Source organism: Mesonia mobilis DSM 19841 (assembly GCF_000423405.1).
GTDB classification, from domain to species: Bacteria; Bacteroidota; Bacteroidia; order Flavobacteriales; family Flavobacteriaceae; genus Mesonia; species Mesonia mobilis.
Map to the genome: position 1 here is coordinate 151,696 of NZ_AUHX01000005.1, position 22,800 is coordinate 174,495.

16 protein-coding genes and 1 pseudogene are annotated in these 22,800 nt (G+C 36.9%); 11 read left to right on the top strand and 6 right to left on the bottom strand.

All coding sequences use genetic code 11. From position 1 onward, the window contains the following. The first annotated feature begins 3 nt into the window (after window positions 1-3). The 4 genes and pseudogenes from G551_RS0105095 to G551_RS16935 all read left to right on the top strand — a co-directional run. Window positions 4-954, top strand: a complete 951-nt coding sequence (locus tag G551_RS0105095) for a phosphoribosyltransferase-like protein (RefSeq protein WP_027884538.1) — start codon at window positions 4-6, stop codon at window positions 952-954. A gap of 3 nt (window positions 955-957) precedes the next feature. Then, complete coding sequence (locus G551_RS0105100; RefSeq protein ID WP_027884539.1) at window positions 958-1,239, top strand: hypothetical protein; 282 nt, start codon at window positions 958-960, stop codon at window positions 1,237-1,239. Between the two features lie 188 nt (window positions 1,240-1,427). After that, window positions 1,428-1,934, top strand: coding sequence for a reverse transcriptase domain-containing protein (locus G551_RS16930; RefSeq protein ID WP_051191271.1), 507 nt, complete (start codon window positions 1,428-1,430; stop codon window positions 1,932-1,934). Between the two features lie 24 nt (window positions 1,935-1,958). Beyond that, window positions 1,959-2,462: pseudogene (locus G551_RS16935) on the top strand (reverse transcriptase domain-containing protein); the annotation flags it as partial. 25 nt (window positions 2,463-2,487) lie between these two features. Here the strand turns inward: G551_RS16935 and G551_RS0105110 are convergent. The 6 genes from G551_RS0105110 to G551_RS0105135 form a co-directional block, all read right to left on the bottom strand. Then, complete coding sequence (locus G551_RS0105110) at window positions 2,488-3,783, bottom strand: 5-methylcytosine restriction system specificity protein McrC (protein WP_051191276.1); 1,296 nt, start codon at window positions 3,781-3,783, stop codon at window positions 2,488-2,490. Next, on the bottom strand, window positions 3,780-5,699 hold the full coding sequence (locus G551_RS16825; RefSeq protein ID WP_027884541.1) for an AAA family ATPase: 1,920 nt from the start codon (window positions 5,697-5,699) through the stop codon (window positions 3,780-3,782). The genes G551_RS0105110 and G551_RS16825 overlap by 4 nt, the downstream gene beginning before the upstream one ends. A gap of 363 nt (window positions 5,700-6,062) precedes the next feature. Further along, entirely contained in the window at window positions 6,063-6,677 is a 615-nt protein-coding gene (locus G551_RS15460; protein WP_051191278.1) for a hypothetical protein, read from the bottom strand. A gap of 131 nt (window positions 6,678-6,808) precedes the next feature. Beyond that, on the bottom strand, window positions 6,809-8,434 hold the full coding sequence (locus G551_RS0105125) for a S41 family peptidase (RefSeq protein ID WP_027884542.1): 1,626 nt from the start codon (window positions 8,432-8,434) through the stop codon (window positions 6,809-6,811). Window positions 8,435-8,641: 207 nt separating this feature from the next. Beyond that, window positions 8,642-9,076, bottom strand: a complete 435-nt coding sequence (locus G551_RS0105130; RefSeq protein ID WP_156876757.1) for a hypothetical protein — start codon at window positions 9,074-9,076, stop codon at window positions 8,642-8,644. A gap of 274 nt (window positions 9,077-9,350) precedes the next feature. Further along, window positions 9,351-9,566 carry a helix-turn-helix domain-containing protein gene (locus G551_RS0105135; RefSeq protein ID WP_027884544.1) on the bottom strand — a complete coding sequence of 72 codons (216 nt, stop codon included), beginning with the start codon at window positions 9,564-9,566 and terminating at the stop codon, window positions 9,351-9,353. Window positions 9,567-9,730: 164 nt separating this feature from the next. On the opposite strand from G551_RS0105135, the gene G551_RS0105140 reads away from it, so the two are divergent. From G551_RS0105140 to G551_RS0105175, 7 genes are all read left to right on the top strand, one after another. Then, the gene (locus tag G551_RS0105140) at window positions 9,731-10,522 is read left to right on the top strand and encodes an RNA polymerase sigma factor (protein ID WP_036243400.1); all 792 of its coding nucleotides are present in this window, start codon (window positions 9,731-9,733) and stop codon (window positions 10,520-10,522) included. Window position 10,523: 1 nt separating this feature from the next. After that, window positions 10,524-11,621 (top strand): transposase, encoded by a 1,098-nt coding sequence (locus G551_RS0105145; RefSeq protein ID WP_027884546.1) that lies wholly within the window; start codon window positions 10,524-10,526, stop codon window positions 11,619-11,621. A gap of 1,435 nt (window positions 11,622-13,056) precedes the next feature. Next, window positions 13,057-13,650: an acyl carrier protein phosphodiesterase gene (locus G551_RS0105155; RefSeq protein ID WP_027884547.1), complete on the top strand. Its 594-nt coding sequence runs from the start codon at window positions 13,057-13,059 to the stop codon at window positions 13,648-13,650. A 104-nt stretch (window positions 13,651-13,754) separates the two neighbouring features. Then, window positions 13,755-16,586 carry an excinuclease ABC subunit UvrA gene (uvrA, locus tag G551_RS0105160; protein WP_027884548.1) on the top strand — a complete coding sequence of 944 codons (2,832 nt, stop codon included), beginning with the start codon at window positions 13,755-13,757 and terminating at the stop codon, window positions 16,584-16,586. 21 nt (window positions 16,587-16,607) lie between these two features. Beyond that, window positions 16,608-17,303, top strand: a complete 696-nt coding sequence (locus G551_RS0105165) for an LOG family protein (protein ID WP_027884549.1) — start codon at window positions 16,608-16,610, stop codon at window positions 17,301-17,303. A 146-nt stretch (window positions 17,304-17,449) separates the two neighbouring features. Continuing rightward, a complete protein-coding gene (locus G551_RS0105170) occupies window positions 17,450-20,200 on the top strand; it encodes a gluzincin family metallopeptidase (RefSeq protein ID WP_229797314.1) in 2,751 nt (916 codons plus the stop codon). Window positions 20,201-20,382: 182 nt separating this feature from the next. Beyond that, entirely contained in the window at window positions 20,383-22,794 is a 2,412-nt protein-coding gene (locus G551_RS0105175) for an alpha-ketoacid dehydrogenase subunit alpha/beta (protein ID WP_027884551.1), read from the top strand. Window positions 22,795-22,800 lie beyond the last annotated feature (6 nt).

A 22,800-nucleotide genomic window follows, 5' to 3' on the forward strand; every position in this document is an offset into this window, starting at 1 on the left:
AGAATGTTAAACTGGCTAACCAAAATATTTGCTAAAAAATCCAATGAAGCAGCGAGCAAGAATACCACGGAAGAAACAATTGAGTACACAGACTTTGATTATGAATCTCTTTGCGAACTTTATTATAAAAATAAATGGTTACGTCAGGAAGCGAATAGCGAAGGTTTAAAGAATTTATGGTTAGAATATGATGATATTAATAGTAAGCAAATAATAGCTTCTTTAATTAATAATTTTAAATATGTAATACAAGAAGATGCTTCTTTATATGTGAGAAATACTTTAAGGAAATGTATTAAGAATTGGCAATTGAGTCCTGAAACTACACTCTTTATAGGTTTTCAAAAACACAAATATCCAGATGGTTCACAAATTATTTTGAATTTTATGAAGTCTATTCTTACAGAAATAAACCCTCTTTGGAAAGAACATAATTTATTACCTAATTTTCATTATGGTATTGATCGAATCAAAAAAGATGGCTTTCCGAGGGATGGCTTGAACTTGAAACAGATTGTTATAGTTGATGATTTTATTGGTACAGGTGGAACGGCAAAAAAAAATATTGAACATATTCAAAAATTAATAAATGATAAACAAAAAGACTTTACTTTGAACTTGTTTTCCCTAGCTGCTATGAAATCTGGAATAAAAACTTTAGAACCTTTAAAAGTTCCAATGTCCACTTGTTATAAGTTAGAAAAAGCTACTAAAACTATCTGGCCATTTTATGAAAGAAAGAAGATAAAAAAAAGAATAATCAATATGGAAAAAATTCTTTATGAAGGAGTCGAACCCGAACAACTTGAAAAATTCAGTCTTGGTTATGGTAAGTCAGAGGCTATCTATGCTTGGAATAGATTCAATTTACCAAATAATAATTCTCCAATATTTTGGTGGAATCGATATAGTAATGGTAAATCGAGAAAACCTCTTTTTAATAGAATGCAATAGACTATGGAGAGGAGAGATTTCACAACGTATCTTTTAGCAACAGAAGAAACATCATTTCGTATTTCTTATTTTAAAGAACTTTTTAATCCTAAAGATTTGGCAGAGATATTAGATTCACTTAGTGAGACAGGAATAGTTGAGGTTGATTGGGATAAAAAGTTAATAATTAAAAAATTAGATGTAGAAAAGATTCTTATTTCAAAAAATAAGTTAAAAAGAAAAAAAAGTGAAAAGCCTTCATATATGAAGGCAGATCAAACCGAAATTAATAAACCATATATGTAAAAAAAGGGAAGAAGGATTAGTAAATGAGGCGAAGTCGCCTCAGGACAGTTAAGGCTGTTTTATCCATTATGATGATTTGTTGGAACTGAAATCAGAAAAATGATTTCAGGTACAATAATTCATTATATTAAAATGGATCTCTATTTTATGAATTATTGTGTAATTCTTCTTCTCTTTAAATTAAAGTTTTGAGCTATACTATACATGATTGGGAAAAGGCTATCGATACTTCAAATCTCTCCGAGATTGAGAGGGTTAAAAGAATGCAGTATGTCAAAAGCGCTTTCAAAAATAATGTTCCAGTCATTATTGACACACAGCACCTTTCTAAATTACTTGGTCTAAAATTAGGAGTATTAAATAATATGGTACAAGCTCCATCAAGTTTTTATAGAGAGTTTAAAATACCCAAAAGAAAAGGCGGCTATCGTGATATCGTAACACCGTATACTTCATTATTAGAAGTGCAACAATGGATAGCTAAACATATACTCTCTAGTTTTGATATACATCCTTCAGCTTATGCTTATGTAAAAGGAAAAAATATCGCTCAAAATGCTAAGTCACACATTGGGTCTAAAGAGATGTTGAAAATTGATCTAAAAGATTTTTTTCCTTCAATAAAAATACCAAGAGTACGAGAGCTTTTTAAAAGATTAGGTTATAGTAAAGAGGTCACCTATTATCTAAGTTAACTCTGTTGCTTAAAAGATCAATTACCACAAGGAGCCGCTACCAGTCCTGTTATTAGCAATATAATTCTATTCAATCTGGACAAAAGATTAGCGAAATTCTCTTCAAATAATAATATAACTTATACCCGGTATGCAGACGATTTAATTTTTTCAGACAAATCAATTCCTCACGATTTCAGTACTTTAGTTATGATGAATATCGAGGATGAAGGTTTTTTAGCAAATCCTGATAAAACAATAGAATACTCAGCAAACCAGAGAAAGCTTATAACTGGAATTGTCGTAAAAAAAGACTCAATAAGGCTTCCAAAAGATTTTAGACGCGAAGTCAAACAACAAGCTCACTTTATTTTAAAATTTGGAATATTAGATCAAGTTAAAAGATATAACGACATTTTCTATATTGATAGGATACTTGGTAGATTAAGTTATTGGAAACAGATTGAACCAGAAAATCAATATGTAAGTAATACTATCAAGAAAATAAATTGGATGTACAATGAAGCATTACAAACTAATCAAGAATAACTTTATGAATTGAGGACAAAAAATATTAAACAGTCGGCAGAACAACACCCAATTTATAAATATTCATATAATCGGGTATAAGGTTTTGCTTTAGATCATTCCCAGTTATTTTTTTTAAACCTGTTTTCTGATCAGGGTAAATAATTAAACAGTCTATAAGCTTATTATATTCTTTATCATTATAAAGTACATCATAAACTTTTTTAAGACGAGCGTAACCACTCACTTGGCGCATATCTCGATTATTTCTGCCATTTAAATAGCTAGGTTTATATTTCGCATCAATCACCATTTTATACGTCTCCGTATTTAGCAAATAATCAAGCTCACTACCCCTATTTTTAAATTGAAAAAAAACAGCTGTTCCAAAATGTTCTTTGAGCAAACTAAGTGTATAGAGTTCAAAAAGCTTACTCATATCTATCCAAAAAGGTGGGGTTTCTACTTTCTCTTTAGTTTGCGATTTAATGCTATAGCCATAGCGCTTGATAATATAGCTAGCTAATGTTAAAGCCTCATCATATTCTTTAAATAAACTTCTAGATTTTCCTTGAGGCATCTCTTTAAGGCTTACCTGAGTAGCAACCTGATTAAAAGCAGGATTAATATAATTATACAAATCCTTTAGCCCCTTGGCCTCGGTAAGTTTATTAAAAGTCGGTAAATAAGCTTTCGATAATTCAAAAGCCTTATTCAGGAGTTTATTTTCAGGGGTGTTCACACCAAATTCCTCAAATTGACAATAGGTATGTAAGTTTTTATTTTGAGCTAGGTTATGTTTGATTGTTTTTGATACCAGTACTTTACCTTTTACTCGGCTCTGTAAATTATGTTCAACTTTATAATATGACTTTTTAAGGCCTTTTTTTACGATACGTCTTAAAATACCTAAGAATTCGATAATCAAAAAGGGAGTCAAAAAGTCCTGATGCTGTTCTATTTCAATTTTTGGCTCTTCCCACTTTACCTCAACAAGCTCCTTTATCTCCTGAGTAACCTCAGGGTGCTTCATACAGTGCAGCAGCATCTTCAAGTAATCGGTCTGCTTGTCGGTATCTTTATCAATCTTTGGAGATATCTGTATTGGTAATTTATTTTGTATAACCCAATCTACACCGATGTAATAATTAGTCTTAATGGCATACTCTCCAAGCTCTTGATCAATACAATTAATTTCATAGCAACGCTCCAACTGCTCTCTGTTTCGGTGTGTTTTTTTAAAAGTTTTAAAAAAGGACTTCCCTTCTATTGCATTAAGAAATTCGTGAGTAACGGGAGCGATTTCCTTAAAACCTTCGTGTTCTGAAAATTGAAGCATCATACGACTTTAAGATCTTCAATATGTTTCTTCACATCTTCTTGCAGAATACCATCTTTTACGTATTCTAGCAGTATTGGTTTGATTTCATATTCCAAACGCAGCTCTAATTCTTTCCGCTGTTCATCTTCAGAACCAGATTTAAGAAGAAAGTAACTATGTCCTAAGTGTATATCCTTGTAATCAAAATCTGCTGTAAGGTATTTGGAGTTTTGTTGCTTACCATCTACAGCTTCTACAAAAAGTTCGGATACTTTACTGAATAAATCTTTTGCCTTTGCATTCGAAATAACACCTTCATCGGGTAATACGTCTACAAAAGCAAAACGTCTGCGGATAGCATAATCAATATGCCCCACACTGCGGTCAGCGGTGTTCATCGTTCCGATGATATATAAATTAGGTGGGATTGTAATTTTAGAATCTTCATCGATCGAATACATACTCTCTACAGCCTCCCCGCGGTATTCTAAGGCATATATTAACTCCCCCATTACACTTGGTAAATTTGCTCGGTTGATTTCGTCGATGATGAGAACATAATTTGCTGTTTTATTATTCAACGCACTTTCTGCAAATTTCGCTAGTGATTTATTTTCAGGTTCATATTCGAGAGCTCCATTTTCATTAGTCTTAATTGTAATACCTCTTACAAAATCTTCATAGGTATAGGAAGGATGAAATTGAATTATTTTCTTATCGCCTTTAGTAACAATTTCATCATTCTCTAATATTAACTTTCCTTTTAAATCAAAATTTTCAAACAAAAAATACATAAACTCATAATTCGTAATATCGGAATTATATTTATGTTTCAAATCTAAAAAGAACTGCTGGACTTTTTTATTTTTTTCTATATAGTTAAGATTCTTGTATTCTTGTTTAATTAACCTTAAAACGTTATTTAAACAAGATTCACTATTAATAGGGAAATACTTGTCTGGATGATATTGATAAAGTACTTTTAGCACAAAACCTTTACCTATGGGATAGTCGTAAATGTTTTCAAAAACAATATCCTCTAACAATTTTGCTACTTTTTTCATAGCCTCTGAATTGTCTTCAATATCACGTATAAAACCATTCTTTTTATATTCTTCATTTTTAGCATCCCAATAAATTTTACCTTTAGTAGCTCTACCAGCATACTTTCCAGTGTCTACTAATTTATATTCAATCCAATAGCAAAAAGTATCATTACTTTCAATTCCCAATACATAATCATCTAGTTTCAAATTTGATAATTCTTGTTTTTCAAATCTGTTTAAAAACGTCTTATTAAGCCCGTTAACAAAATTACGATGTTCAAGAATATCATCATTAACTTTGTAATTCTTAAAGAAAACGTCAATCTTATCTAGTGGATTAAATTTTACGGTATCTTTTGTTAGTGCATCAGCAATTTTCTTTGCTAGATAGGTCTTTCCGGTACCGGGAGGCCCTTGAAGGATAATTTGTTTTTTGTAATTTAATACAGTTTGGATACTTTCTAACATTAATTTTGATTTTATTGTTGTGTACCAAAAATTGATAAATTCAGAATTATTTGCACTTTCTAAAGTTGTGGGAAGGTATAAGCTATCATTCCATTTCTGAGCTAATGATTTATATTCTTCTTTATATTTATCTCCTTCCATTGAGATTATTTTGATATCTCGCTTAATATCAAACCAGATATCCTTATTAGTGTTTGGCTCACTTGAACCAGTTATTTGAACTAAAGCTAAAGGACCACCACTTCTGACTAGAACGATATCTCCTATTTTGACGTCATTTTTGAACTTCTGAGGTTGTCCTCTGTCATTATCCCAAGATTCACCCATCCCTATAATTTGATGGTTCATCAAAATTTCTGTTACCACACTTCGATTTACAGTTTCTTCATCACTTGGGTGAAGCATCATATGCCAATAGTTCATAACTTATTTGATTAAGTGAAAACTTAAAACTACAGATATTAAAAAACTTTTTAATGAGGAATCCCGCATTTTTAATCATTTTATTATTATTCTTTATACCTATACTGAAACAATAGCCTTTATGGGACACAACTACAACAAAGATTCCTTTACCAAAGATCAAGACTTTGAAGATTATGTAGAGTAGGTTTTATTTCTGAAGAAGTTGTATGATTTACTCCATAAAACCAACGACTATCAGCAAAATAGTCAGCGTTTTGTAATGAACCCCAAGCATCTTGACTTTAAATTTCGATGTCAGTTCACCGGGCAAGAATTTATATAAAAGCTAGCTATTCGTTATGTCTTGTTGTGTAGCGTATCTTATTCCGCTTCCCACTTCTCTTTTCTTTTTGCCTCGTCGTTTAAGGATAAGTAATGAATGGCGAGGATTAATTGAATATGGGGGTTCTCTAAGTTGAACTTTTTTTTGTGTCTTAAAATGATTCCATAATTTAAATAGAGGAAGTTAACATCTCCCGTTTCGGCAATTTTAATCGCGTATTTATTGATAGGGTCGTTGGTTTTCCCTATATCGCTTAAAAACTTTTGGTAGGCTCCGTTATATACGGCTCCAATACTTTTATAGACCACCTCACTATCGGGGTATGTGGTTTTCCCAAAACTCCAAATTTTGTTAAAAGTCGATGGAGAAATATGCTTATACAGTTCTTTTTGTTTTTCAAAATCGATCCTTAACCAAAACGGATTCCCTGCTGCCATTAAACTTTCGTGAGGGATTTGCTCGTAGCAGGTTTTAAAATCGGTATCTCGCTGTACACACATTTCTGTTTTAAAGAACTCGGTGATCTTTTTTAAATCGGCTATTTCTTGTTTTGTGAAATTTGCACGAAGTTCGGTGGTATACGAATTCGATTTACAAGAAAAAATTATTGTTAAGGCTATGATTGCGACTAAGTATCGTATCCATTTTTTCATCGGCTGCTCAAGGTTTTTGCTGTTCGGTGTATGTTAGTTTCTCTAAGCTAGTTCAAATTACTGACTTTTAACTTAGTTTATGTTCGCCAAGTAGGAAACTGTAATTATTACAAATGATTTCAACTGTCTTTTTATTGCTTTGCGATCTCTAAGGCTTTTTCTAAGACCTCATCTCTCCCTGCTCGTAAGCCGTCGATGGTGGGTTTTACTTCTATGTCAATTTTCACTCCGTTTCTTTGGCTTTCGGTACCGTCTGGATATACTACGCCGTTGCCCGACATGGCCGTTTGAAAACCTCCTAGATATTCGAATCTTACCACATCGCCATCTGCTCCGGCAGTTTGATTTCCTACGGTTACTACGTTATCTGCCGTTTGAAAAGCCATGGCGGTAAACTCTGCCCTGCTCATCGTACTTTCGTTCACCAATACAATAATTTTACCTTTAAACGCTTTATTGCTGCTGTTGGTCTGTAAAGGCTTTTTGAATTGAAACCTAGACGGATACCCTAAACTTGGTGTATAAATTTTAGTAAAATCTCTTTTTTCTGAATTTAAATACCTGGTACAACGTTTATAAATAAAGGCCGGATAATTTCTTAGGTCGATGATGATGGCCTTCTTATTTTCAAAAGATTCAAATACCGCTTCGACGTCTTCCCCTTTAAGCCTTGCCATATTGATGTAGCCTACGTTCTCATCAAATGATTTTGATTTTACTTGTGGAGTGTTCCAATACTCAAAATCTCTAAAATCGTATCTATTCACGGGCAGTTGTTGCCGCTTTCCTTCTCTTTCGATGGTTAATACCACCTGATCTTCTGAGCCATTTAAGGTATAGATGTAGGCTCTTTTAATTTTATTATTGGTATTGGAACCCGAAACATACTTTAGGTTTTTCTCTGCTTCTTTAGCGAAGTCTTTCCCATTCACTTTTAGGATAACGTCTCCTAATTTTAGTTTATTCAGCTTTGCCAGTGAATCGTTGTAGAAACCTGACACTACCGCTTTATTTTCTAGGTGCGATAGTTGTAGGGGCAGGTATTTTTGACTTTGATTCGAAAAATTGACCCACGCGTGCGCATCGTCTAATTTGGCAATCAGTTCTTTGATGGCTAATTGATAAGCCTCTTTATTTGCGGCCTCTTTGATTTTTGGGATCATTTCGATTAAGACAGCGTCCCAATTTTGATCGGTAAGGTATTTATAAGGATAGAAATATTCGATGATGTTCCAATATTTGAATAGGCCTAATAAGCGATAGGCTTCTTCCGGATATTCAAAATTTTTATAATTTGGTTCGTTAGTGATTTTTATTTTACCGACCCGTTCTTTAGCAGCGTAGAAACTCTTTTTTTGATTTCTATTGTTCTCGATATATGTTAGTGTTTCGGAAAGTTCAGTCGTAAAAAGCCTTGGGTCTTGCGTCCAAGACAGGTCGAAATTTTTATCGAAATAGTCTTCCTGAGTATCACATTTTCTGCATTTTTTAATTTTGCCTAAGCTTTGAATCCAATCGCTATACACCTTTGAAAGGGCATTTTTGTCTGTCGCTTTGAGCACCTTTGGAAGTTGTGCTATGCATTGTTGATCCCAATCGAATTCTCCTTTGGCAACTTCGGGGTGGTAATACTTGAGAAAGCCATAGATCTTCCCCAGGGAAGCTAATTTTTCTGTTTCTGAAATTGACTGTTGCGCCGTGATCCCAGCAGTATAACCCAAGATTAGCAGGATCGAAAGAATTGCTTTTTTTATCATTTTTTATCGTTTTCCCCCTATTTCTGCTAGACATTTTAAGATGTAGATCTCGGTTCATTTAGGGATTTCTCATCGTTTATAGTTGTTTTCTATCTATACTTGTTGATCTAAAGACTATAAAACTCGAGTTGTATTACAGCCACTTTTACCTACTCCGCTTCTATTTTTATAGGTTTACCCCTATTTAACTCGCTATCAATTCCTTGATTAACGTAAATTCTCCAACGAATGGATACATTCGCTTGCCACAATTTTCATTCTTTTATTGAATTCAGGAAATGCATAAAAGTAATGAAATTCTTTGCGCATATCATAAATAGCATACTGTTCGGGAAAATACCGGAATGGTATTTTATGTCCGCCTTGGAATTCACAAAGCAGTATATAGGTTTTTTCATTTCTAATGTCTTTGTTAGGCCCCAAAGGCAATGTTGCAAATGCTAATTTCCATTTTTGTATGTTACCGCAAACGACCTGTTTAGCTTTATTTTCTAAGTCTGCGATCATTATTTCATCAGCATCATACCTGGTATTGTCATCATTGTTGATGGTTACCTGTTTTAGTTGTTCCCAATCATATTTATCTACGCCATAATTTTTTAAATCGGAATCATTTTGCCCTACCACATTTATCGTTATCAAAAATATAAGTATCGTCAGATTAACATTCATTGTGTAGATTTTGTAAACGTTGTATTATCCCACTATTTTGAGGATTAGTCATCTTCAAAAGAAGGTCTATGCCCCTAAATTTAAGTATTATTTAGCATATCTGCTTTACGAGTATCTGTAAAACAGATATTTATTAAGTATTCAAATTAAGAACCAGAAAATTAAATGCTTTTTTGAATGTATTTCTAAACCTTTTGCTAAGCCTAAAAAAGAAATATAAATCTAACTAGCCTACAGCTATGATTTAAAATTTTAAAAGTTGGTAGAAGTCAACTTTCAATGCTTTTGAAATTTCATACAAAGAATAGACGGTAGGATTAACTTTGCCATTTTCTAGTTTCTCAATTGCTTGCCGATCTTTACCGCATTCTCGTGCTAAATCAGATTGATTCCAGCCTTTTTTCAAACGCAATTCGATAATCCGATTACCAACTTTCTTTTTCAATTGATCCTTTGTCATATAACAAATGTCAATCAAATACACTACAGTTTTGTCATATTTTAAATTGACACTCAAAATAATTTTATATATTTGTCATATAATAATACGACAATTTAACATTTATAATGTTACTTAAGTTTTCTAATCTGTTAACTATTAGTCAATTTCTTAAAATGTCACCTATGCAAACTCATTTCTATACCCAGTTACAACTCGGCTCTTCGGAAGCCTTGGCTTATTGGTATGATCGATACCAGCAGATGCTCTTCTATTTCGGACGGCGCTGGCTGAAGGATCATTTTGTAGTGGAAAACCTAGTACAAGACTGTTTTATCAAGTTGTGGCAGCAGCGGGAGACGCTGGAGAGTACGCAACATATTTTCTTTTTTCTACGTTTGGTGATGAAGCGCGGTTGTATTTCGCACTTTACCCAAGCCCAGCAACAGTTTAACCGAAGCCTTCACCGCTTGGAGCAGTACGAGAATTATAACGATTACTTACTCCAAGACGATCGATCGATGCACGAGGAACACCTCGCGAAGCATGCTGCGCAGCAACACGCCTTTGAACAGGTGCAACAGGTCTTGCCGTTATTGAGTGCCGAGCGGCGGCGGCTGATCGAGCTTTGCCTTCGCTATGGCTTTCGTTACCTCCCCATTGCACAAGCACTGGGGAAAGGAATGACGGAAACCGCTAACGAAGTGAAACGTAGCATCGCTGAGCTGCAACGCCTGCTACAGCAAGACCCCAATCTTGATTTGGAAGCAGCGCCTGTAACAAAAAGCAAGCCTCGCGAACTTACGCCCGCTCAAGCGAAGGTATTTTCCTTGCGTTGCGAAGAAGCCTACTCTTTTGCCCGTATTGCGAAAGCCCTAGATTGCTCGCCGCAAGAAGCGCAGCAGGAATTTATGAAGGCCTATCTGTTGCTGCAGCACACGCAGCACACGCAGCACACTCCATCCCAAAAGCACTAAGATGAAGAAGAAGACGATGAAACTTACACGAAAAATTCAGCTAGTGGGCGATTTGCCAACGGCAGAAGAGCGCCAGGCAGAGATCGGAAAGCTGTACCACTGGCAGACCTGCTGTTACCGAACGGCGAACCTGATGGTCTCGCACCTGTATGCGCAGGAAATGATGGAAGATTTTTTCTATTTGAGCGAAGGCACCCGGGTGAAGTTATGGGATGAGCGTAAAGATCCTGCCGGGATTTTTATTACCTCGCGGATGAATACAATTTATCAGGTGGCTTCCCGCCGCTTTAAAGGTGAGATGCCTACCAATATTATCTCTTGCCTGAAAGGAAGCCTGTATAGTGAGTTTACCAAATCTCGAGCGGCCTACCGACTCGGGGAACGCTCACTGCCTAATTTTAGGAAGGATATGCCTTTTCCCTTTAGTCGGGAAGAGCTGCGCCAATTTGCCTATGTGCCTGCACAAAAAGCTTTTTGTTTTAGGCTGTTTGGGATTCCGCTCAAGACCTATTTGGGTAGGGATTTTAGTGATAAACGTCGGCTACTGCAACAGCTAGCCCAAGGGGAACTCCCTCTTTGTACGTCTAAACTTCAGCTGAAAAACAAAAAGATCTATTGGCTGCCTGTTTTTGAATTGGAAAAAACTAGCCCTCCTCTACAACCGGGAGTGGTGGCTGAGGCTTCGTTCTCGTTAGCATACCCACTGGTGGTGAAGGTGGGTAAACACCGATTAACGATTGGAACGAAGGAAGAATTTTTATACCGACGCCTAGCGATACAAGCGGCACGAAAGCGTGCGCAGCAAGGGGTTACCTATGCAAAATCGGGAAAAGGGCGCCGACGGAAACTGAAAGCGGTTGCCAAATTAAAGGAAACGGAACGGAATTATGTGCGCTCTCGCCTACACCTGTACAGCCGGCGTTTGATTGATTTTTGCCTCAAGCACCAGGCGGGTACTTTGCTACTGCTAGAGCAAGCGGATAAAATTGGGATCGCTAAGCAGGAGGAGTTTGTGCTTCGGAATTGGAGCTATGATGAATTGCTGACGTTGATCCAATATAAGGCTGCGAAAGCGGGGATTGAGGTGGTGGTTGGGTAGGTTTTAGGTGGTGGGTTTTAGGTGGTAGGAAATGGGGAGTTTTTAGAGGTTAGACTTTTTGGTGGGGAGTTGGGAGTGTTCAGTAAGCAGTGTTTAGTAGGCAGTGGTGAGGGTGTAGATTGTAGTGTGTATACTGTAGGTTGTAAAGGTTGGGAATGTTTCCTTCGACAGGCTCAGGATGACTTTTAGAGTATAGAATATAGAGGTTAGAGCATAGACTTTTTTAGGGAGAAGTTGATCCTTCGGCAGGCTCAGGATGACAGTGGTCAGTTTTTAGTTGAGGGGTTGTAGATTGTAGCATGTATACTGTAGAAGTGAGAAGTGCAGGATGCGGTGCTGAAGCAAGTTGAGCATGACGGTTGGTATTCAGAAGTTGAATTTTGAATAACATCCGGCCTATCGAAGATGAGTCGTTAAATTTGAAGTGAAAATACCGTAAAATTTCAGGCTGTTTGAGCGATAGCGAGTTCCTGAAATTTAGGTGTCGAACGATAAATTTAGAGGAAGCTTCGTAAGCCTAGACTTTTGTTTCTTTTGGGCGATGCAAAAGAAAAGAACATGAATTGAAGTTGAAATTGAAGTTGAAGTCGAAATTGAAACTGAAACTGAGAGATTCCTCCTTGCGTCGGAATGACAGCTTGTAGTGGGGAGATTTTAGAGGTGAGTGGTGAGGTTGTAGAGTATAAATTGTAGATTGTAGACTGTAGAAGTTGGGAGATGATCCTTCGGCAGGCTCAGGAATTGGCGGTGTTCAGTGCTCAGTAGGCAGTTTATTATAGTAGGATGAGATGCTGAAGCGAGTTCAGCTTGACTGCCCTTCGACAAGCTCAGGGTGAAATTTGGGATTTGGAAGTTTATATAAAAAACGAGGGTGCTTGCACACCCGTAAGGTGAGGTCTTTGTTGCACTCACTAAGTGAGCTTTGCTCATCTGCAACGCGCGGGTACACTTATGAGAGGTATTTGAGGATGCGGGTTTGCCCTTCGACAAGCTCAGGGTGACAATTTAGAGAATAGAAGTTAGAGGTTAGAGCATAGACTTTTTTAGGGGGAAGTTGGGAGTTGGGAGTTTTTAGAGGTGAGTGGTGAGGTTGTAGTGTTCAGTAGGCATTGTTCTGTAAGGAGTGTTCGGTAGGCAATTTTCAGTTGAGGGTTTATAGATTGTAGCATGTATACTGTAGAAGCGGGAAGTGCAGGATGAGATGCTGAATCAAGTTCAGCATGACGGTAAGGGTTATGCCCTTCGGCGGGCTCAGGATGACAATTTAGAGCATAGAATATAGAGACTAGAACCTAGACTTTTTGACATCCACCCCGCCTTATCGGGCCCCCTCCTTCGAAAGGATGGGAGCTTTTTGAGGAAGTTGAAGTCGAATTCTAAACTTTTACTTCTCCCCTTCTTGTACAAACTTATTATTCAACGTACTTTAGAGGTTATGAATTACCTTGCCCATATTTACCTCTCGGGGGATGATCTCCCTTTATTAAAAATTGGAAATTTTGCTGCCGATTCGATTAAAGGGAAAGCTTATAAAAAATTTCCGCAGACCCTACAGCAGGGAATTTTACTGCATCGTGAGATCGATACTTTTACCGATACACACCCGATTGTTTTTGAAAGTAAACATCGTCTCTTCAAAAAATACCGGCATTATTCTTCGGTGATCGTCGATATGTTTTACGATCATTTTTTAGCTAAAAACTGGCAAGACTACCACTCTACCCAACTTCCCGTTTATGTGGAAGATTTTTATTTACTGCTGAAGTATAATTTTGAACTTCTCCCGAAACGGGTTCAGAATTTTTATCCGTATATGGTGAGTGACAATTGGTTATTAAGTTATGCCGATCTAGATGGACTTCATAAAATTCTTAGCCAAATGAGCAGTCGTGTTCGTGGCAAAGTAAAGTTACAAGATGCGATTGTAGAATTAGAGCAGTATTATGAAGATTTTGAACAGGAGTTCGTTACTTTTTTTAAAGAACTTGAAGCTTTTGCTGCACAGAAGAAAAAAGAGCTGCTAATTTAACTTTACTTTTCACTTTCTATTTCCGGTTAATTTTACCAAAGCTTTAAGAGAGGTTCTTTCTTAATTTCAAGACTTTGAGTAACTTCGCAATCTTGCAGAAAATTATGGCAAATTTCGACGAAAACATAGAAGTACTGGGTGCCCGTGTGCACAACCTAAAAGATATAGATGTTACCATTCCCAGAGAAAAATTAGTAGTGATTACCGGGCTTTCGGGCTCCGGAAAGTCTTCTTTGGCGTTTGATACGATTTATGCGGAAGGGCAACGCCGCTATATAGAAACTTTTTCCGCTTACGCTCGTCAATTTTTAGGCGGTTTAGAACGGCCCGATGTCGATAAGATCGATGGGCTTTCTCCCGTCATTGCGATTGAGCAAAAAACGACGAGTAAAAGTCCGCGTAGTACCGTGGGAACGATTACCGAAGTGTATGACTTTTTGCGTCTTCTGTTTGCGCGCGCCAGCGATGCTTACAGCTATAAGACGGGAGAGAAAATGGTAAGCTATAGCGATGAGCAGATAAAAGACCTCATCAAAAAAGATTTTACCGGTAAACGTATCAATATTCTTTCTCCGGTGATCCGCTCCCGAAAAGGTCATTACCGCGAGTTATTCGAGCAAATTGCCAAGCAAGGTTTCTTAAAAGTAAGAACCGATGGTGAAGTGCGTGATATCGAAAAGGGAATGAAACTCGATCGTTACAAAACACACGATATTGAGATCGTGATCGACCGAATGAAGGTGAGCGATGACGAAAAAATCGACAAACGCTTATCGCAAAGCATCAATACCGCGATGAATCAAGGAGATAATGTGTTGATGATTCTTGATCAAGATTCTGAGGAGATTCGGTATTTTAGTAGGAATTTAATGTGCCCTACCAGCGGAATTTCTTACCCAAATCCTGAACCTAATAATTTCTCATTTAATTCACCTAAAGGCGCTTGCCCAAAATGTAATGGGATTGGCTCTTTGTATGAGGTGAATTTGAAAAAAATAATTCCTGACGATACGAAATCGATCAAAAATGGTGGTTTAGAACCTCACGGCGCACAAAAGAAAAACTGGGCGTTTAAACAGATGGAATTGATTGCACAACGTTTCGACTTTAAACTTTCAGACCCGATCAAAGACATCCCGAAAGAAGGATTAGAGATGATCTTGCACGGCGGAAAGGAAAAATTCAACATTCAATCGAAAGAATTGGGCGTGACCCGTTCTTACAAAATCGATTTTGAAGGAGTCGCTACGTTTATCGAAAACACCTATAACAACAACGATTCTTCTTCGTTAAAACGTTGGGCAAAAGCCTATATGGATAAGGTAAAATGCCCGACCTGTGAAGGCAGCCGATTACAAAAAGAATCGCTTTACTTTAAAGTTAACGAGCAAAATATTGCCGAGTTAGCAGAAAAAGATATTCTCGAACTTACCGATTGGTTTGAAAAACTTCCGAAGAAACTCAGCAAAAACCAGTGGAAGATCGCTGAAGAAATCGTAAAAGAAATTACCACTCGCCTACAGTTTCTAGTGGATGTAGGCTTGACTTATTTATCGCTGAATCGCGGTTCTAAATCACTTTCGGGAGGAGAAGCGCAACGTATTCGATTGGCGACCCAAATTGGTTCTCAATTGGTGGGTGTGCTTTATATTTTAGATGAACCGAGTATTGGATTGCATCAGCGTGATAATGAGAAACTGATCAATTCTCTAGAATCTTTACGTGATGTAGGGAATTCTGTGATTGTGGTGGAACACGATAAAGATATGATCGAACGTGCCGATCACGTGATCGATATTGGTCCGTTTGCCGGTAAACATGGTGGTGAAATTATTAGTGAAGGAACACCGGAAGAAATCAAAAAACACGACACCTTAACCGCTTCTTACTTAAATGGAAAGAAAGAAATTAAAGTCCCCGAGCAACGACGCGAAGGCAACGGAAAGTTTATCGAACTAAAAGGTGCTACAGGAAATAATTTAAAGAATGTTTCGGTGAAATTTCCGTTAGGAAAAATGATCTTGGTGACCGGCGTTTCCGGTAGTGGAAAATCTACGTTGATCAACGAAACCCTCTACCCGATCATGAACGCGCATTATTTTAATGGCGTAAAAGAACCGATGCCTTACAAAAGCATTAAAGGTTTAGATCATTGCGATAAAGTGATCGATATTAACCAATCACCTATCGGAAGAACGCCACGTTCTAACCCGGCTACGTATACCGGCGTATTTTCTGAGATTCGAAACTTGTTTGCTAAAACTGCCGAAGCCCAAATTAGAGGCTATAAACCGGGAAGGTTTAGTTTCAACGTAAAAGGCGGAAGATGTGAAACCTGTAAAGGTGGCGGACTTCGAGTAATCGAAATGAACTTTTTACCCGACGTTTATGTGGAGTGTGAAACATGCCAGGGTAAACGCTTTAATCGAGAAACCTTAGAAATTCGCTATAAAGGTAAATCGATTAGCGATGTGTTAGAGATGACGATAGATGAAGCGACCGAGTTTTTTGAACCGATTCCAAAGATTTATCGTAAGTTAAAAACCATTCAAGATGTGGGACTGGGTTATATTACGCTTGGGCAACAAAGCACTACACTTTCGGGAGGTGAGGCGCAACGCATAAAATTAGCCACCGAACTTTCTAAACGCGATACCGGAAATACGTTCTATATTTTAGATGAACCTACCACTGGACTTCATTTTGAAGATATTCGTGTCTTGATGGAAGTCTTGAATAAATTAGCCGATAAAGGCAATACGGTTTTAATTATCGAGCATAATTTAGATGTGATCAAACTTGCCGATCATATTATCGACATTGGTTACGAAGGTGGTAAAAATGGTGGTCAAGTGATCACTAAAGGGACTCCGGAAGAAGTAGCTAAACACAAAAAAAGTTTTACGGCTAAGTTTTTAAGAAAAGAACTAAATTAGCCACCCTTAAAATTTTAAACTATGAGTACATTAAGAAATAGCAATCATAAAAGCTGGAACGAGATAAAAATTAACGATAGCTGGGCGCTCTTCAAAATTATGAGCGAATTTGTGCACGGTTACGAACGTATGAGTGCCATTGGGCCTTGTGTTTCTATCTTTGGTTCAGCAAGAACAAATCCTGAACATAAATATTATAAACTAGCTACAGAGGTTGCTGAAAAAATTGTTGAACACGGTTACGGAGTAATTACTGGCGGCGGTCCCGGGATTATGGAAGCCGGTAATAAAGGAGCGCATTTAGCCGGCGGAACTTCGGTAGGCTTAAATATCGATCTTCCTTTTGAGCAACACGACAACCCGTATATCGATAAAGACAAAAGCTTAGACTTTGATTACTTTTTTGTTCGTAAAGTGATGTTTGTAAAATATTCTCAAGGTTTTGTAGTAATGCCAGGAGGTTTTGGAACTTTAGATGAATTGTTTGAAGCGATTACCTTAATACAAACCCATAAGATCGACAAATTCCCAATTATCTTGGTAGGTCACGAATTTTGGGATGGGTTATTAGATTGGGTAAAAACTACATTATTAGACAGTTTTAAAAACATTAGTGCTGGCGATATGGATTTGGTACAAGTTGTAGATTCTGCAGATGAAGTGATCGATATTCTTAATAAGTTCTATAACCAATATAACTTAAGTCCGAACTTTTAATTTATACAATACAAATCAAAAAAAACGTTATATAATTACTGCCCAACCCCATATTCTAAATTAAAATTTAAAGTAGATTGATTATAAAACGACTTTTATTATCTATATTTTTATGTCTGCCTTTGCTTCATATTGCTCAAACAACTATGAATGTAAAGGCATCTTTAGATGATAAAAAAAGGTTGATCGATATTCAACAAGAAATCGTATATCAAAACACGAGTAAAGATACTTTACAAGAAATTTACTTATCAGATTGGGCCAATAGTTTTAGCAGTAAAACGACTCCGCTCGCCAAACGCTTTGCTGAAGAATTTTCTAGAAAATTTCACTACGCTCCCGATTATGAGCGTGGTGGAACTATTATTCGAAATCTTCAAAATCTACAAAAGAAAGATCTGGCTTGGAAGCGGCCGGAAGGCTTTCCCGATATTATCCAAATTCCATTAAAGGAAAATCTACTTCCAGGCGAAGCTTATACCCTTCAGCTTAATTATCAGGTAAAACTTCCTAACGACAAGTTTACCCGTTATGGTTATAGCGATCAGAAATTTAAGCTGAAATACTGGATGCTGGTTCCTTCAGTTTACACTGATAAGGGCTGGGAAATTTACAGCAATAAAAACCTAAACGATCTATTTTCTCCGTTAGTTGATGTGGAGATTGAATTTACCCATCCTAAAACTTACCAACTAGTTTCTCCGTTAAATACCATCATTAAAACTGAAAATGATTCTTTAAGAACTACGCAGCTTAGCGGCAAAAATTATATCGATCAAAAAATTTATTTGCTGAAAGAAAATGAATTTAGAACGATCAAAACCGATCAGGTAAAGATCATTACCAATCTTGAAGATGATGATGTTACGCCGCAAATTAAAGCTTTAACGATCGATCGTATTGTTCAGTTTTTAAATTATCGGTTAGGGGAATATCCGTTAGAAAATTTAATGGTGACCCAAGATGAATATCTTGACAATCCTATTTACGGTTTAAATCAATTGCCGTCTTTTATTCGACCTTTTCCCGATGGTTTTCAGTACGACATTAAATCGTTTAAAAGCATCACTAAAAATTATTTAGATAATACCTTACTGCTCAACCCGAGGAAAGAAGCTTGGCTTAAAGATGCCATTTTGGTATATTTAATGATGGAATATGTAGATGCCTATTACCCAAATACCAAACTTTTGGGTGGTTTTAGTGAGTTTATCGGGATTCGATGGTTTCACGCGGCCGATTTAAAATTTAATGACCGCTATCCTTTTTTTGCCTTAAACATGTCTCGGTTAAATTTAGACGAGCGGTTAAGCGCCAGTCAAGATTCGTTAATTAAATTCAACAAAAATATTGCGAATCCTTATAAAGCCGGTGTAGGTTTAGCGTATATCAACGATTATTTAGGTGAAAAGAAAACCACTTATCAAGCTTTAAAATCTTTTTATTCACAATACCAACTTGACGATGATGTCGAGGTGGATGATTTTAAAAATTTAATTGAGGAAAATGCCGAAAAAGATCTCGACTGGTTTTTTGAAGATTACGTAAACACCAATGCTCGAATCGACTTCAGCATTAAAAAAGTTGAAAAATCTAAGGATTCACTCACTGTAACGATCGAAAATAAAGAGAACAACCATATGCCAGTTTCTCTTTACGGATTAAAAGACAAACAAGCCATTTCGAAATATTGGGTAGAAACGCCAGATTCGTTAGCGACGATCACCATCCCCAGAGATGATATTGAGCGTTTAGCTTTAAATTATGAAGCCATAATCCCAGAATATAACCAGCGAAATAATTATAAAAGCGTCACCACTTTATTAAACAAGCCTATACAATTTCGGTTATTAGAAGATATTGAAGACCCAAGATACAACCAGCTATTTTTAATCCCCGAGTTTGATTATAATCTTTACGATGGGTTTATCATAGGTCCTAAACTTTATAACAATACCATTTTACGCCGTAATTTTAATTTTAGAATTGCTCCGCGTTTAGGTTTACGAAGTCAGGCTTTCATCGGTTCGGTTTCTGCTTCGAATACGCATCAATTTCAAAATGAAAAGCTTCATCAAGTCACTTATGGAGTTTCTGCCAATCGCTATTCGTATGCAGAAGATTTATTTTATCATCGACTAACGCCTTACTTCAATATTTACTTCAGAAATAAGTATTTAAGAAGTAATGAAAGTCAAGCCATTGGTATTCGTAGCGTAAATGTATTCCGTGATCGCGCACCTGCCAATCCTATAGACGACCCAGATTATAGCGTGGTCGATATTCAGTATAATTATAGCGATCGAAATTTTAGAGATTATTTCACGACGAATGTCGATTATCAAATTGCCAAACAATTCAGTAAGGTTTCGGTGACCACTAAATGGCGTAAATTATTTCTGAACAATCGCCAGATCGAGTTGAGAGCATTTACCGGATTATTTTTATTTAACGACAGTAAAAATTCAGACTATTTCAGCTTTGCTTTAGACCGCCCGACCGATTACCTGTTTGACTATAATTACTACGGAAGAAGTGAATCTACCGGTTTATTTAGTCAGCAATTTATCGAAGCTGAAGGTGGATTTAAATCGAAATTACAGCCCGCTTTTGCCAATCAATTTATTTCTACGCTCAACGGAAGTTTTACGATCTGGAACTGGATTCACGCCTATGGTGATGCCGGAGTCGTGAAAAATGCTGGGCAAAACCCTGAGTTTTTATACGATTCTGGGATTCGGGTAAATCTAGTACAAGATTATTTTGAAATTTTCTTCCCTATGTATTCCAGTTTAGGTTGGGAACCTGCACAAGATAATTACGATCAAAAAATTAGATTTATTGTATCGCTGGATTTTAATACTTTAATCAAACTATTCACCAGAAGATGGTATTAACCTCAAAATCACTATCTTATTATTTATTACATATTTTTAAATTATATCTAATAATTTAACGTTAAATTATGTAATTTTCATTAAAATTGGAAAATAGTCACGATTTCATAATTTTAGGCATTTTTTGAAATTGATTTTCTCCTTAATTTTTACTATATTCGTGACCTATTAAAAAATCGAGTATGGAAGAAAAGGTCTTAGAAAAAACTGATATTTCTTTTGCAGAATTTAAAGCACAAGTAATTAAAGATTACACCACTGCTGTTGTAAGTAGAGAATGTAGTTTGCTAGGTCGTCGTGAAGTATTAACCGGTAAAGCTAAATTCGGAATCTTTGGGGACGGGAAAGAAGTCCCTCAACTTGCGATGGCAAAAGCTTTTAAGAACGGAGATTTTCGTTCAGGTTACTATCGCGATCAAACCTTTATGATGGCGTTAGACTTACTTTCTGTGGAAGAGTTTTTTGCCGGACTTTATGCCAATACCGATATTGAAAAAGAACCGATGGCGGGAGGTCGCCAAATGGGTGGTCACTTCGGAACGCATAGTTTAAATGAAGATGGCACCTGGAAAAACCTTACCCAACAACCCAACTCTAGTGCAGACATCTCTCCTACTGCAGGACAAATGCCGAGATTATTAGGACTGGCACAAGCTTCTAAAATTTATAGAAATGTAGAAGGTATCGCTGCTGAAAATTTTTCTGTAAGCGGTAACGAAGTTGCTTGGGGTACCATTGGTAATGCGAGTACCAGCGAAGGTTTGTTTTGGGAAACCATCAATGCCGCCGGGGTTATGCAAGTACCGATGGTGATTAGCGTTTGGGATGATGAATACGGAATTTCTGTTCCTGCAAAATACCAAACTACCAAAGAAAATATCTCTGAGATCTTAAAAGGATTTCAGCGTGATGAAGAAAATGACGGTTACGAAATTATCGTTGTAAAAGGTTGGAACTATCCAGAATTGATGGAAGCTTACCAAAAAGCCGGACAAATCTCTAGAGAGCAACATATTCCGGTATTAATTCACGTGATCGAGCTTACGCAACCGCAAGGGCATTCTACTTCCGGTTCTCACGAGCGTTACAAATCTGAAGCGCGTTTGCAGTGGGAAAAGGAGACCGATTGTAATGTAAAGATGCGTGAGTGGATGTTGGCCAACGACATCGCTACCGAAGATGAATTAACACAGATCGAAAAAGACGCTAAGAAAACGGTTCGTGACGGTAAAAAAGCCGCTTGGAAAGCTTTTACCGAGCAACCGCTTCAACAGAAAAAAGTGGTCGTCGATCTATTGCAACAAGTAGCAAATACAAGTAGTAACAAAAACTTTATTCAGCCTTTAGTTGATGAATTATCGAACATTAAAGAGCCTCAAAAATTTGAAGTTTTACGTACTGCCCGAAAAGCTTTAAAATACATTTACCAAGAAACTTCTGAAGCAAAGACCAATCTCGTCAATTGGATCAATACATTTCAAGAAGACACACAACCCGAATATAGCAGTCATTTACACAGCGAACAAGATAATAATGCTTTATCGATTGCTGAAGTTGCCCCTGCCTACGATGAGAATGCCAAAATGGTAGACGGTCGTATTGTACTGCGAGAAAACTTCGATAAGATTTTCACCAACCATCCGGAAGCTTTGATCTTTGGAGAAGACACCGGTAATATTGGTGATGTAAACCAAGGTTTAGAAGGTTTACAAGAAAAATATGGCGATCTAAGAATTGCCGATGCCGGTATTCGTGAAGCTACGATTTTAGGTCAAGGTATCGGGATGGCGATGCGTGGTTTACGTCCGATCGCAGAAATACAGTACTTAGATTATATTATGTATGCGCTGCAAATTATGACTGATGATCTAGCAACGCTACATTACCGTACCAAAGGAAAACAAAAAGCACCGCTAATTGTAAGAACTCGTGGTCACCGTTTAGAAGGTATTTGGCATAGTGGCTCACAAATGGGTGGTTTAGTACATTTGCTTAGAGGTATTCACGTATTAGTCCCTCGAAACATGACCAAAGCTGCCGGTTTCTACAATACCTTATTAGAAAGTGATGAGCCTGCTTTGATCGTAGAATGTTTAAATGGTTATCGTTTAAAAGAAAAACTACCGAATAACTTAGGAGAATTTAAAACACCAATCGGTGTGGTTGAAACGGTAAAAGAAGGAAATGATATTACGCTGGTTTCTTACGGTTCTACCTTAAGAATTGTAGAAGACGTCGCTAAAGAATTATTAGAGGTGGGTATTGATGCTGAAGTGATCGATGTACAATCACTTTTACCGTTCGATATTCATCACGATATTGTAAAGAGTGTTGAAAAAACCAATCGCTTGCTAGTGATCGACGAAGATGTTCCCGGTGGAGCTTCTGCCTACATTGTGCAAGAAATTTTAGAAAAGCAAAATGCCTATCGTTTCTTAGACAGCAAACCGCAAACGCTGACTGCTAAAGAACACAGACCGGCTTACGGAACCGACGGAGATTACTTCTCTAAACCTTCAGCAGAAGATATATTTGAGAAAGTATATAGCATTTTTAATGAAGTAAATCCTGAGCAATTCCCAAGCTTACGATAATTGAAA

Coding starts and splice junctions, on each gene's coding strand:
- G551_RS0105125 (WP_027884542.1), bottom strand. CDS start 8,434: ATGATAAAAAAAGCAATTCTTTCGATCCTGCTAATCTTGGGTTATACT.
- G551_RS0105165 (WP_027884549.1), top strand. CDS start 16,608: ATGAGTACATTAAGAAATAGCAATCATAAAAGCTGGAACGAGATAAAA.
- G551_RS0105135 (WP_027884544.1), bottom strand. CDS start 9,566: ATGACAAAGGATCAATTGAAAAAGAAAGTTGGTAATCGGATTATCGAA.
- uvrA (WP_027884548.1), top strand. CDS start 13,755: ATGGCAAATTTCGACGAAAACATAGAAGTACTGGGTGCCCGTGTGCAC.
- G551_RS0105175 (WP_027884551.1), top strand. CDS start 20,383: ATGGAAGAAAAGGTCTTAGAAAAAACTGATATTTCTTTTGCAGAATTT.
- G551_RS0105170 (WP_229797314.1), top strand. CDS start 17,450: ATGAATGTAAAGGCATCTTTAGATGATAAAAAAAGGTTGATCGATATT.
- G551_RS16825 (WP_027884541.1), bottom strand. CDS start 5,699: ATGAACTATTGGCATATGATGCTTCACCCAAGTGATGAAGAAACTGTA.
- G551_RS0105110 (WP_051191276.1), bottom strand. CDS start 3,783: ATGATGCTTCAATTTTCAGAACACGAAGGTTTTAAGGAAATCGCTCCC.
- G551_RS0105095 (WP_027884538.1), top strand. CDS start 4: ATGTTAAACTGGCTAACCAAAATATTTGCTAAAAAATCCAATGAAGCA.
- G551_RS0105100 (WP_027884539.1), top strand. CDS start 958: ATGGAGAGGAGAGATTTCACAACGTATCTTTTAGCAACAGAAGAAACA.
- G551_RS0105155 (WP_027884547.1), top strand. CDS start 13,057: ATGAATTACCTTGCCCATATTTACCTCTCGGGGGATGATCTCCCTTTA.
- G551_RS15460 (WP_051191278.1), bottom strand. CDS start 6,677: ATGAAAAAATGGATACGATACTTAGTCGCAATCATAGCCTTAACAATA.
- G551_RS0105140 (WP_036243400.1), top strand. CDS start 9,731: ATGCAAACTCATTTCTATACCCAGTTACAACTCGGCTCTTCGGAAGCC.
- G551_RS0105145 (WP_027884546.1), top strand. CDS start 10,524: ATGAAGAAGAAGACGATGAAACTTACACGAAAAATTCAGCTAGTGGGC.